The following is an 11,745-nucleotide window of genomic DNA, read 5'->3' as shown; positions in this document are numbered from 1 at the left end:
CGTCCGGCGCGCCGAACGGCCGGTCAGGTGATCACCACGGGGCTGCGCCAGGTCGGGCGTGGCGCATGATCGAGGTCGTGCCGGACCGCCGCGATCCGCCGGACCGCCTCCACCAGGTCGTCGGCCGCCAGCGTGAACGGCACCCGCAGGAACCGTTCCAGCGTCCCGTCCAGCCCGAACCGCGGGCCGGGCGCGAGCCGCACTCCGAGATCCTCGGCGGCCCGGGAGAGAGCACTGGAGATCGGCCCGTCCAGCTCCGCCCAGAGCGTCACCCCGCCGGCCGGCACCACGAACCGCCACTCCGGCAGCATCTCGCGCAGCGCGGTCACCACGGCGTCCCGGCGGAATCGCAGCTGCGCGCGCCGGGCCGCCACGATCTCCGGCGCACCGCGGAGCAGGTGGACGGCGACCAGCTGCTCCAGCACCGGGCTGCCCATGTCGACGCCGACCCGGATCGCGGCGAGCCGCTGCACGAGCGGCGCCGAGGCGCGGACCCAGCCGATCCGCAGCCCTCCCCAGTACGCCTTGCTCATCCCCCCGATCGACGTGACGCGCGAGTGCCTGTCGAAGACCGCGACCGGCGGCGGCATCTCCTGACCGTCCAGCGGCAGGTCGACGAAGGACTCGTCAACGACCAGTTCGGCGCCTGCCGCGTGTGCGCCGGCCACGAGACGTTCCCGCAGCTCGGCAGGCATCAGGTGACCGGTCGGATTGTGGAACTCGGGAATGACGTACGCGAGCCGGGGCCTGGTCTGCCGCAGGGCGCCGAGGAGCATCTCGCCGTCCCAGCCGGTCTCGATGTCGAGGCCGTGGGTGCTGATCCGGGCACGCCGGGCGGCGAGCGCGGCCAGCGCGTTCGGGTACGTCGGCGTCTCCACGAGCACCGGCGACCCCACCGGCACGGAGAGCCGCAGCACCAGGTCGAGGGCCTGCTGGGTGCCGCTGGTGATCATGATCTGCTCGGGTGAGGTGGTCACACCCCGGGCCGTGTACGCCTCGGCGACCGCCGCCCGCAGCTCGGGCAACCCGGTCGGGTGGTACCCCGCGCTGCCCAGGTATCGCGGCAGGTCGTCGGCGGCGGCCCGGGCGGCCGGCACGAGCTCGACCGGGGCGGCCGACGCGGCACAGCCGAGATCGATCATGTCGAGATCGTCGTCCGGCGTCCACAGTCCGGAGGTGGCGACCCGGTGGCCGTGCGGCAGCGTGGTCCAGCTGCCCGCGCCGCGCCGGCTGGTCAGGTGGCCGGTCTCGCGCAGAGCCCGGTACGCCGCGGACACCGTGGTGCGGCTGATCGCCAGCGCTTCGGCGAGCTCCCGCTCGGCCGGCAGCCGCACGCCGAGGGCCAGCCGCCCGTCGGCGAGCAGACCGCGGACCGCGCCGGCCAGCGCGGCGTAGTCAGGGCTGCGCCGGCGACCGGGCAACGAGTGCCACCGCCCCAGCAGCCGGGCCAATTGGTCACCTCGTACCGACGTTGTCATAGCCACCTCCGCTCGATTGGCACTTTAACAAAGCCGGATTGGCATTAAGAGTGGCAAGCATGGACCTCTTACGGCGCGTGCCGCAACTGTTCGTCGGACTCTTCCTCTACGGGGTGTCGATGGCCCTCATGGTCGAGTCGAACCTCGGGCTGAACCCCTGGGACGTGTTCCATCAGGGACTCTCCGAGGTGACCGGGATCAGCTTCGGCTGGATCGTGCTGCTGGTCGGCGTGCCGGTGCTGCTGCTCTGGATCCCGCTGCGCCAGCGGCCCGGCTTCGGCACCGTCGCGAACCTGGTCGTGGTCGGCTTCTCCGCCGACGCCGCCCTCGCGGTGCTCCCGGCCGGCGAGGCGCTTCCGGCCCGGATCGGCTACCTGGTCGGCGGCATCCTGCTGAACGGTTTCGCCACCGGCCTCTACATCGGCTCCCGGATGGGCCCCGGACCCCGCGACGGGCTGATGACCGGCCTCGCCGCCCGCTTTCCCAAGATCTCCCTGCGGCTGATCCGCACCGGCCTCGAGCTGAGCGTGCTCGGCGCCGGCTTCCTGCTCGGCGGAACAGCAGGGATCGGGACCATCGCGTACGCCGTGACGATCGGTCCCCTGGTCCACCTCTTCCTGCCGGCGCTCACCGTGCGCCCCCGTGCCGGCCACGCCGTGGCGGGCGCCGGCCCCGATGTGCGCCCGATGCCGGTCCCATAGCAATGGATCCACTTCCGCCGCCGTCCACGGCGCGTTGATCATCCGGACACATTCGCTTCCGGGTCGGGCCACCACACGGCATCATTGCGGCATGGGGGTCGGCGACTGGCACTGGAACGACGCTTGGATCTTCGTCTCCGCGGTCATCGCCGAGCGTTTGGAACGCGACCGGGCGATGCACGCCGCCCTGCCGGTCACCGGGGCCACCCTGGCCGACCTGCTGGCGGCGGCCGACTTCCTGCACCACAGCGTGCCCAGCCGCGAGGACATCGAGGAGTCGGTGCGCCGCCTGGCCGGCGCCGGTCTGATCACCGTGGACGACGACCTGATCGAGGTCGCTCCGGCCGGTGAGCAGCTTTGGCGCACACGACCGTTCAGCGGCCTCTCCTCAGCCGTGATGACCTTGCAGGCCCAGCTGAACCGCGGCCCGGCCCCCGGCGACACCGACTGGTCCCTGACCGAGCAGGCTTACACAGCCGCGCTCCGCGAGTACCGCCTGCGCCTCGCCGACGGCCGCTGACCCCATCGCAGCGTGTGGAACGGGGGGCGCGCAGCCCACCCGCCTCCCACGCAGAGGGGGCCGCGACCGGTCAGCGGATCGGGTTGCCGGCCTCGCGCAGAGCGCCCTTGACCTCGCCGATCGTCAGGTCACCGAAGTGGAACACGCTCGCCGCCAGCACCGCGTCCGCCCCGGCGTCCACCGCCGGCGGGAAGTGCCCGACCGCGCCCGCGCCGCCACTGGCGATCACCGGGATGTCGACGACGGCCCGGACCGCGCCGATCAGCTCCAGGTCGAAGCCGGCCTTGGTGCCGTCCGCGTCCATCGAGTTCAGCAGGATCTCGCCGGCGCCCAGCGACGCCACCCGAGCCGCCCACTCGATCGCGTCCAGACCGGCGCTGCGGCGGCCGCCGTGGGTGGTGACCTCCCAGCCGCTCGGCTGGTCCGGCGAGCGACGCACGTCGAGCGAGAGCACCAGCACCTGGTTGCCGAACCGCTCGGCGATCTCCCGGATCAGCTCGGGACGGGCGATCGCCGCGGTGTTCACGCCCACCTTGTCGGCGCCGGCGCGCAGCAGCACGTCCACGTTCTCCACCGAGCGGACGCCGCCGCCCACGGTGAGCGGGATGAAGACCGACTCGGCGGTGCGCCGCACCACGTCGAGCATCGTGCCCCGGTCGTCGGAGGAGGCGGTCACGTCGAGGAAGGTCAGCTCGTCGGCGCCGGCGGCGTCATAGGCGGCGGCCAGCTCCACCGGGTCACCGGCGTCCCGCAGGTCGACGAAGTTGACGCCTTTCACCACCCGGCCGGCATCCACGTCCAGGCAGGGAATCACACGAACCGCGACCGTCATGCCTCCACCCTAACCAGGCGTCTTCCGGAGAAGAGATCCCCCCGGACCAGTCCCAGAAGCACACCGCCGACCACGAGCACCCCACCGAGGACGTCGACCAGGTAGACCGGTTCGCCGAGGAAGACGGCGGCGGAGGCGATCCCGAAGAAGGGGACGAGCATCGAGAACGGCGCGACGGTCGCTGCCCCGTACACCCGTAGCAGCAATCCCCAGCCGGCGAAGCCGGCGAGCGTGCTGACCAGCGCGATGTAGAGCAGTGAGAGCAGGGCCTCGGTGTTGATCGCGCGGAGCGCGGCAAGATCGGCGGACGGGCCGTCGATCAGCAGCGAGAGCACGACGAGCGGGCCGGTGGCGAGCGCGCTGACCCAGACCATGAAGCGCAGGCTGTCCGGCGGCGAGGCTTTGCGGGTGGCGACGTTCGACAGGCCCCAGGCCACCGCCGCGCCGATGACCAGCAGGAACGCGGGGAGGTTGGCGCCCATCCGGGTGGCGACGACGAGGACGCCGGTGACCGCGACGGCGAGGCCGGCGATCTGGATCCGGCGCGGGCGTTCGCGGAGGAACAGCACCGCGAAGAGCATCGTGAAGATCGCCTGGCTCTGCAGGACGAGCGAGCTGAGCCCGGCCGGCATCCCGGCCGCCATCCCGGCGAAGAGCAGCGAGAACTTGGTGACGCCGAGGATCAGGGCGACGGCGATGACCCAGCGCCACGGCACCTGCGGGCGGCCGACGAGGAGCAGCGCCGGGAAGGCCGCGAGACCGAAGCGGAGGGCGGAGAACATCAGCGGCGGGAAGTGGTCGAGCCCGGCGTCGATGGCGACGAAGTTGAAGCCCCAGATCGCCGCGACGGCGACGGCGAGGGCGAGGTGGCGCGGTCTCATGCGCTCCAGCGTTCACCCGGAGAACCGTTAAGCACCAGCAAAATAACCTACACCGACGATGTAGCATCGCTACATGATTGACCTGGGCCGGCTACGGGCGCTGCACGCGGTGGCGAGTTACGGCACAGTGCTCGCGGCGGGTGAGGCTCTGCACTGCACGCCGTCCGCCGTCTCCCAGCAGATCGCGAAACTCGAACGCGAGACCGGAGCGGTCCTGGTCGAGAAGGACGGCCGGCGGCTGCGCCTCACCGACGCCGGCCGGGTCCTCGCCGATCACGCCGAGCGGGTGCTGACGAGTGTGCACGAGGCCGAGTCGGCGCTGGCCGCGCACCGGGACACGGTGACCGGGCGGCTCACCGTGGCGGCCTTCGCCACCGCGTGCCGGGCGCTGATGCCGCATGCGCTGCGGCGGCTCGCCGTCGATCATCCTCAGCTGACCACGGGTTTGATCGAGGTGAACCCGCACGAAGGGCTGGAACTGCTCCGCCGGGGGCACGTGGACCTGGCCGTTCTGGACGATTGGCCGGAGGTGGGGCTGAAATATCCGGACACAGTCACGAAAACCCAGATCGGCGCCGACCACGCCGACCTCATCGTGCCGACGAATCACCTGTTAAGCGGAAAAATAAGCCTTGAGGCTGCTCGCCACGAGCGCTGGATCGCCGTCCGGGCCGGCGACGTCTGCTACGAGTACCTGGTCCGGAAACTCCCCGGGCTGGTCCCCGACTTCCAGGTCGGCGAGTTCGAGACCCAGCTGACCCTGATCGCGGCCGGCCTCGGCGTCGGCCTGATCCCCCGGCTGGCCCGCCCGGCCCTGCCCGACGGCGTCCGGGTCGTCGAGGTCACCCCGCTGCCCACCCGGCGCGTGGTGATCGCCTGGCGTGACTCCTCGGCGGCCCGGCCTGCGATCAAGGCCGCCGAGGAGGCGTTGCGTGACGCCTGGGATCAGGCGGCCACCAATCAGACAGTGGCCAGGGCGGTCAGCGCCTCGCGGACCGTGAACGCGCCGGCGTAGAGCGCCTTGCCGGCGATCACGCCCTCCACCCCGATCGACTCCAGGGTGGCGAGGGCCCGCAGGTCCTCCAGAGTGGAGACGCCGCCGCTGGCGATCACCGGCTTGTCGGTGGCGGCGCAGACCTCACGCAGCAGGTCCAGGTTCGGCCCGCGCATCGTGCCGTCCTTGGTGATGTCGGTGACCACGTAACGCGACGCGCCGGCCTTGTCCAGGCGGGCGAGCACCTCGTACAGGTCGCCGCCCTCGCGGGTCCAGCCCCGGGCAGCGAGGGTACGGCCCCGCACGTCCAGCCCGATCGCGACCCGGTCGCCGTACTCGGCGCAGATCCGGTCACACCACTCGGGGTCCTCCAGCGCAGCCGTGCCGATGTTGACCCGGGTGGCGCCGGTGGCGAGCGCGCGGGTCAGCGACTCGTCGTCGCGGATACCACCGGAGAGCTCCACCTTCACGTCGAGCTGGCGCACCACGTCGGCGAGCAGCTCGGCGTTGGAGCCCCGGCCGAAGGCCGCGTCCAGGTCGACCAGGTGGATCCACTCGGCGCCGTCGTTCTGCCAGGCCAGCGCGGCCTCGAGCGGGTCGCCGTAGGCGGTTTCCGAACCGGCGGCGCCCTGCACCAGGCGGACGGCCTGGCCGTCGGCGACGTCAACGGCGGGCAGCAATTGGAGGGTCACGTGGGTTTCTCCCTACGAGAAAACGACTACGAAAAACGACTATGCGGAACGGCGGCCGAGCACCACGACGACGAGGGCCGGCACGGCGAGGACGAGCAGTGCGGTGAGGATGACACGGAGCGCCAGTTCCGGGATGAAGGTCCAGACGGCGGCGATCGCCAGCAGCGTCACGACCGCGATGCCGATCCGCTGGCGGCGGCTGCGCTGGTAGAGCCGCCCGTTGCGCCCGAAACGCGGGGTCAGGTCACGCTTGACCTGCCGCAGACGGCTGCGGCGGGCGACCTTCCGCGCCCGGACCGCCTTCTCCTTCTCCAGCACGGCGAGCCTCTCGGCCCGCCGCCGCGCGCGTTCCTTGCTCACCCCAGGCCCGCGACCCAGTTGCGGAGCAGCAGGTAGCCGGCATCCGACGACTTCTCCGGGTGGAACTGCGCGGCGCTGAGCGCACCGGCTTCCACCACGGCGGCGAACGGCAGGTCGTGGGTCGCGGTGGTCACCGCGGCGCCGGCTTCCACCAGCCGATCAAGATCCTGAGCAGCGTACGAGTGGACGAAGTAGAACCGTTCGTCGCCGGCGAGACCCGCCAGCAGCCGGGAGTCCCGCGGCGCCTCGACGGTGTTCCAGCCCATGTGCGGGATCCGCTCGGCTGCGAGCTTCGTGACCGAGCCGGGCAGCAGCCCGAGCCCCTTGGACTCCACGCCGTGCTCGACGCCGGAGTCGAACAGGATCTGCATGCCGACACAGATGCCCAGCACCGGGCGGCCGGCCGCGACCCGTTCCGCGATCACCGGTCCGGCGTTCAGCGCCTCGATCCCGGCCATGCAGGCCGCGTAGGCCCCCACGCCGGGCACCACCAGGCCGTCCGCCTCGGCGGCGGCGGCGAGATCGCTGGTCACTGTCACATCAGCACCGGTACGAGCCACCGCCCGCTCCGCCGACCGCAGGTTCCCCGAGCCGTAGTCGAGAATTACGACATTCTTTCGCGGTGTTGCATTCTGTTTTCCGCTGCGGGAAGGCTCAGACATTTACGCGTCCCCCATCGGCCACCAGGCGAGCCCACCGGCCGTGGCGAGCGCCGCCAGCACACCGGTCAGCCCGATGCTGAACCGGGTGGCGCCCGACTTGACCAGCTGGATCACCCCGCCGACCAGGATGCCGGCGATCGCGAACAGGACCAGCGAGATCACAGCACCCCCTTGGTGGACGGCAGCGAACCGGCGTTGCGGGGGTCGATCTCCACGGCTTCGCGCAGCGCCCGGGAGAACGCCTTGAACTCGGCCTCCACCACGTGGTGCGCGTCCGGGTGGCCGCCGGGGCGGCAGGCGCGCAGCACGTCCACGTGCAGCGTCACCTTCGCCGCGTGGCCGAACGCCTCGAAGATGTGCCGGGTCATGCTGGTGGCGTAGACCGGCCCGATGTACGGCGTGAGCAGCGGCTCGTCGTGCACCACGTAGGGCCGGCCGGAGAGGTCCACGGCGGCCCGCACCAGCACCTCGTCCATCGGGATGGTGGCCGACCCGTACCGCCGGATGCCCCGCTTGTCGCCGAGCGCCTGCGCGAACGCCTCGCCGAGCGCGATCGCGGTGTCCTCCATGGTGTGGTGCGAGTCGATCTCCAGATCGCCTTCGGTACGCACCAGCAGGTCGAACCCACCGTGCTTGGCGAGCTGGTTGAGCATGTGGTCGTAGAAGCCCACGCCGGTGCTCAGGTCGCCCTTGCCGGTGCCGTCGAGGTCGATCTCGATCAGCACCTTGGTCTCGTTGGTGACGCGTTCGATACGCGCGGCACGGGTCACGACAGGATCTCCTCGGCGGCGGTCAGGAAAGCGGTGGTCTCGGATTCGGTGCCGGCGGTGACCCGCAGCCAGCCCGGCAGTCCCACGTCGCGGATCAGCACACCGCGATCGAGGAACGCCTGCCAGGCGGCTTTCTGATCGTCGCCGGTGGCGAACAGCACGAAGTTGGCGTCCGAGTCGGCGACCCGCACGCCACGGGCGCGCAGGGTGTCCACGATCCGGTCGCGCTGCTCCTTGATCTGTTCCACCGTGGCGAGCAGCGACGCCCGGTGCACGACAGCGGCACGTGCGGCGGCCTGGCTGATCGCGGAGAGGTGGTAGGGCAGCCGGACCAGCTGCACGGCGTCGACCACGGCGGGGTCGGCCGCGAGGTATCCCAGCCGCCCTCCGGCGAAACCGAACGCCTTGCTCATCGTGCGGCTCACCACCAGACGCGGGTGGCCGGGCAGCAGCGTCAGCGCGCTCGGCGTGCCGGGTCGGGCGAACTCGGTGTACGCCTCGTCGACGATCACCATGCCTCGCGCGGTCGCCAGGATCGCGTCGATCACCGCCGGGTCCAGCGCGGTGCCGGTCGGGTTGTTCGGCGAGCAGACGAAGACCAGGTCCGGGTCGTGCTTCTCGATCTCGGCCACCGCGTGCTCCGGCGCGAGCCCGAAGTCGGGGTCGCGCAGCGCGCCGATCCAGCGGGTGCCGGTCCCCTGCGCCAGCAGCGGGTGCATCGAGTACGACGGGCCGAAGCCCAGCGCCGAGCGGCCGGGGCCGCCGAACGCCTGCAGCAGCTGCTGCTGCACCTCGTTGGAGCCGTTCGCGGCCCACACGTTCGCCGTGCTCAGGCCGTGCCCGAGGTACCCGGCGAGCTCGCTGCGAAGCGCTACCGCGTCGCGGTCCGGGTACCGGTTGAGGTCGCGCAGCTCGGCCTGCACGGCCTTGCCGATCGCCTCCACCACGTCGTCCGGCACCGGGTACGAGTTCTCGTTCGTGTTCAGCCGGACCGCGACGTCGAGCTGCGGCGCGCCGTACGGCGACTTCCCGCGCAGATCGTCCCGGATCGGCAGATCGTCGATAGTGGTCACTGAGCGAACCTGGCCTTCACAGCGTCCCCGTGCGCGGGGAGGTCCTCGGCGGTGGACAGGGCCACCACGTGCCCGGCGACGTCCTTGAGGGCCGCCTCGTCGTACTCCACGACGTGGATGCCGCGCAGGAACGACTGCACCGACAGGCCGGACGAGTGCCGCGCGCAGCCGCCGGTGGGCAGCACGTGGTTCGAGCCGGCCGCGTAGTCACCGAGCGAGACCGGCGACCAGGCGCCCACGAAGATCGCACCGGCGTTGCGGACCCGCAGGGCCCACTCCCGGGCGTCCCGCGTCTGGATCTCCAGGTGCTCCGCCGCGTACTCGTCCACGACCCGCAGACCCTGCTCCAGGTCGTCGACCAGCACCACACCGGACTGCTCGCCGGTCAGCGCCGTGCGGACCCTCTCGTCGTGCTTGGTCTTCGTCACCTGCACGGCGAGCTCCGCCTCGACCGCGTCGGCCAGGGCCGGCGAGTCGGTGACCAGCACGCTCGCGGCGAGCGGGTCGTGCTCGGCCTGGCTGATCAGGTCGGCCGCGACGTGCCGCGGGTCGGCGGTCTCGTCGGCGAGGATCGCGATCTCGGTGGGGCCCGCCTCGGCGTCGATCCCGACCACGCCGCGGAGCAGGCGCTTCGCGGCGGTGACCCAGATGTTGCCGGGACCGGTGATCACGTCGACCGGCGCGCACCTGTCGGCCGCGTCGGCGCCGTCGGCGCCGTAACCGAGCATGGCGATCGCCTGGGCGCCGCCGACCGCGTAGACCTCGGTCACGCCGAGCAGCGCGCAGGCGGCCAGCACCCGGGCGTCCGGCAGGCCGCCGTTGGCGACCTGCGGCGGCGAGGCGACCACCAGGCCCTCGACGCCGGCCTCCTGGGCGGGCACCACGTTCATGACCACGGTGGACGGGTAGACGGCCAGGCCGCCCGGCACGTAGAGACCGACCCGGCGGACCGGCACCCAGCGCTCGGTGACCGTGCCGCCCGGCACCACCGTGGTGGTGGTGTCGGTGCGACGCTGGTCACGGTGCACCTTGCGGGCCCGCTTGATCGCCTCGAGCAGCGCGGCGCGCACGTCGGGGTCGAGCGTCTCCTCGGCGGCGGCGATCGCCTCGGCCGGAACGCGCAGGCGATCCAGCCGTACGCCGTCGAATTTCTCCGTCGCCTCCCGGATCGCGCTGAACCCATGCTCATGGACCGCCTCGACAACCGGGCGGATCCGCTCGACGGCAACCGAGACGTCGAGCTGGGCACGGGGCAGCAGGCCGCGCGGGTCACGGGAGGAGCCGCGCAGGTCGATCCGATTCAGCACCCGTCCAGTCTAGGCGGCACCCACCTCGATGCCCGACGGCGACGCCCCCGGCCCAGGCGTTGGGATCCGCCGGGTTGACCAAGGTGGGTCGGCGACTAGGCTGAACGCGTGAGCGATCGGCTGCCGGTCTTCCCGCTGAGCACGGTGCTCTTTCCCGGCCTGGTGCTGCCCCTGCACATCTTCGAGGAGCGTTACCGCGCGCTCGTCCGGGAGCTGGTGGCCCAGTCCTCGGATGAGCCGCACGAGTTCGGCGTGGTCACCCTCCGGCACGGCAGCGAGGTGGCGCCCGACCCCGGCGACGGTCCGGCGGCGGCGATGCCCCCGGTGCGTGCCGAGGATCTGTACGAGGTGGGCTGCACCGCCGAGCTGCGACACGTCACCGAGCTGCCGGACGGCCGGTTCGACATCATGACGGTTGGACGCCGCCGGTTCACCGTGCTCGGCGTCGAGCAGGGCCCCGAGCCGTACCTGTGCGCCCGGGTCCGCTGGCTGGCCGACGAGGACCAGGCGGACGAGTCCGCCCATCTGCTGGCGCCGCGGGTGCTGACCGCCTTCCGGGCGTACCTGGAGCTGCTGCGGCCGAACAGCGAGGTCCTCGACCAGGTGCCGGACGACCCGACCGTGCTGTCCCACCTGGTCGCCGCGACCGCCCAGCTGACCGTGGAGGAGCGTCAGCTACTGCTCGCCACGCCGGACACGGCGAGTCGGCTCCGCACCGAGCTGCGGCTGCTCAACCGCGAGTCGGGCTTACTGGCGCGGGTCCGCGCCGTCCCGGTCCCGCTCTCCGACCTCGCTCGGCCCGCCAGCCCCAACTGAGTACGGCGGGTGGTTCGGGCCGTAACCGGGCTGGGCGCCTGGCTGGTCCAGGTCCGGGTCGTTCGACCAGCCGGCCAGCAGCGTGAGCACGATCGCCGCCGCGAACGCCGGGACCAGCGTCGGCCCGAGCGAGTGCACCTCCGGCGGCGAGAGGTAACTGGCGCCCTGCGCCGCCGTGGCACGCCACTGCTCGTACGCGTCCCGGCCGATCATCTCGCCGATCCGGGGCGCCACGCCGTACCCCGCCACGAACGTCCCGGCGGTGACCGCGAGCAGCAGAAACGGCCCGCGGTCGCGACGCAGGACCAGCCAGGCGCCGAGCGCGGCGAGCACCCCGAACGCGAGGCCGAGCAGCGTGAACCAGCCGTCGGCCGCGATGTACTGCTCGGGTGACGGGTCGTTCACCACGATCCCGTTGTCACCGGCGTCGATCACCGGTACGCCCGGGGCGAGCCACGCCCAGAGCAGGCCGAGCGGCGCGCCCAGCGCGGCGATCACGGCGAACGTGACCACCGTGACGGTCAGGGTCCGCCGCACCGGACGGCGGCTGCCGCGCTGCACCCGCCACCACGGCGCCGGGCGCCAGGGCGGCGTGCCGGGATCGTAGGGCGGTTCGCTGTCACTCGGTTGCACCCTACGATCCTTCCAGATCAGCGCTG

15 protein-coding genes are annotated in these 11,745 nt (G+C 72.1%); 4 read left to right on the top strand and 11 right to left on the bottom strand.

Annotated features, from left to right (window positions below):
* Positions 1-23: 23 nt before the first annotated feature.
* Positions 24-1,478, bottom strand: a complete 1,455-nt coding sequence (gene yczR / locus AMIS_RS07815) for a MocR-like transcription factor YczR (RefSeq protein ID WP_014441670.1) — start codon at positions 1,476-1,478, stop codon at positions 24-26.
* Between the two features lie 59 nt (positions 1,479-1,537).
* Here yczR and yczE point away from each other — a divergent pair, with 59 nt between their 5' ends.
* Positions 1,538-2,179, top strand: a complete 642-nt coding sequence (gene yczE, locus AMIS_RS07810; protein WP_014441669.1) for a membrane protein YczE — start codon at positions 1,538-1,540, stop codon at positions 2,177-2,179.
* A gap of 91 nt (positions 2,180-2,270) precedes the next feature.
* Entirely contained in the window at positions 2,271-2,699 is a 429-nt protein-coding gene (locus tag AMIS_RS07805; protein ID WP_014441668.1) for a hypothetical protein, read from the top strand.
* Between the two features lie 70 nt (positions 2,700-2,769).
* Here the strand turns inward: AMIS_RS07805 and hisF are convergent, their stop codons facing one another.
* Positions 2,770-3,531 carry an imidazole glycerol phosphate synthase subunit HisF gene (gene hisF, locus AMIS_RS07800; RefSeq protein WP_014441667.1) on the bottom strand — a complete coding sequence of 254 codons (762 nt, stop codon included), beginning with the start codon at positions 3,529-3,531 and terminating at the stop codon, positions 2,770-2,772.
* A complete protein-coding gene (locus AMIS_RS07795) occupies positions 3,528-4,412 on the bottom strand; it encodes an EamA family transporter (protein WP_014441666.1) in 885 nt (294 codons plus the stop codon). The genes hisF and AMIS_RS07795 overlap by 4 nt, the downstream gene beginning before the upstream one ends.
* Positions 4,413-4,485: 73 nt before the next feature.
* Here AMIS_RS07795 and AMIS_RS07790 point away from each other — a divergent pair, with 73 nt between their 5' ends.
* Positions 4,486-5,427 carry a LysR substrate-binding domain-containing protein gene (locus tag AMIS_RS07790; protein ID WP_041829613.1) on the top strand — a complete coding sequence of 314 codons (942 nt, stop codon included), beginning with the start codon at positions 4,486-4,488 and terminating at the stop codon, positions 5,425-5,427.
* Here AMIS_RS07790 and priA read toward each other — a convergent pair.
* From priA to hisD, 7 genes are read right to left on the bottom strand one after another with little or no spacing between them, the layout of a single operon-like run.
* Positions 5,373-6,098: a bifunctional 1-(5-phosphoribosyl)-5-((5-phosphoribosylamino)methylideneamino)imidazole-4-carboxamide isomerase/phosphoribosylanthranilate isomerase PriA gene (gene priA / locus AMIS_RS07785; protein WP_014441664.1), complete on the bottom strand. Its 726-nt coding sequence runs from the start codon at positions 6,096-6,098 to the stop codon at positions 5,373-5,375. The genes AMIS_RS07790 and priA overlap by 55 nt on opposite strands.
* A 39-nt stretch (positions 6,099-6,137) precedes the next feature.
* Positions 6,138-6,458, bottom strand: a complete 321-nt coding sequence (locus AMIS_RS07780; protein ID WP_014441663.1) for a hypothetical protein — start codon at positions 6,456-6,458, stop codon at positions 6,138-6,140.
* Positions 6,455-7,120 (bottom strand): imidazole glycerol phosphate synthase subunit HisH, encoded by a 666-nt coding sequence (gene hisH / locus AMIS_RS07775; RefSeq protein ID WP_014441662.1) that lies wholly within the window; start codon positions 7,118-7,120, stop codon positions 6,455-6,457. The genes AMIS_RS07780 and hisH overlap by 4 nt, the downstream gene beginning before the upstream one ends.
* The gene (locus tag AMIS_RS42345) at positions 7,121-7,282 is read right to left on the bottom strand and encodes a hypothetical protein (RefSeq protein WP_014441661.1); all 162 of its coding nucleotides are present in this window, start codon (positions 7,280-7,282) and stop codon (positions 7,121-7,123) included.
* Positions 7,279-7,890 carry an imidazoleglycerol-phosphate dehydratase HisB gene (gene hisB, locus AMIS_RS07770; RefSeq protein ID WP_014441660.1) on the bottom strand — a complete coding sequence of 204 codons (612 nt, stop codon included), beginning with the start codon at positions 7,888-7,890 and terminating at the stop codon, positions 7,279-7,281. Before hisB ends, AMIS_RS42345 begins: the two co-directional genes overlap by 4 nt.
* Positions 7,887-8,963, bottom strand: a complete 1,077-nt coding sequence (locus AMIS_RS07765; RefSeq protein WP_014441659.1) for a histidinol-phosphate transaminase — start codon at positions 8,961-8,963, stop codon at positions 7,887-7,889. The genes hisB and AMIS_RS07765 overlap by 4 nt, the downstream gene beginning before the upstream one ends.
* Complete coding sequence (hisD, locus tag AMIS_RS07760) at positions 8,960-10,270, bottom strand: histidinol dehydrogenase (RefSeq protein WP_014441658.1); 1,311 nt, start codon at positions 10,268-10,270, stop codon at positions 8,960-8,962. Before hisD ends, AMIS_RS07765 begins: the two co-directional genes overlap by 4 nt.
* A 108-nt stretch (positions 10,271-10,378) precedes the next feature.
* Here hisD and AMIS_RS07755 point away from each other — a divergent pair, with 108 nt between their 5' ends.
* Positions 10,379-11,086, top strand: coding sequence for an LON peptidase substrate-binding domain-containing protein (locus tag AMIS_RS07755; protein ID WP_014441657.1), 708 nt, complete (start codon positions 10,379-10,381; stop codon positions 11,084-11,086).
* Here AMIS_RS07755 and AMIS_RS07750 read toward each other — a convergent pair.
* Entirely contained in the window at positions 11,018-11,719 is a 702-nt protein-coding gene (locus AMIS_RS07750) for a DUF2567 domain-containing protein (RefSeq protein ID WP_157434766.1), read from the bottom strand. The two genes, AMIS_RS07755 and AMIS_RS07750, sit on opposite strands and share 69 nt — an antisense overlap.
* Positions 11,720-11,745: the final 26 nt, after the last annotated feature.

The organism is Actinoplanes missouriensis 431 (genome assembly GCF_000284295.1).
Taxonomy (GTDB): domain Bacteria; phylum Actinomycetota; class Actinomycetes; order Mycobacteriales; family Micromonosporaceae; genus Actinoplanes; species Actinoplanes missouriensis.
The sequence above is the reverse complement of the archived record's forward strand: the minus strand, read 5'-3'. Positions and strand labels throughout refer to the sequence as shown.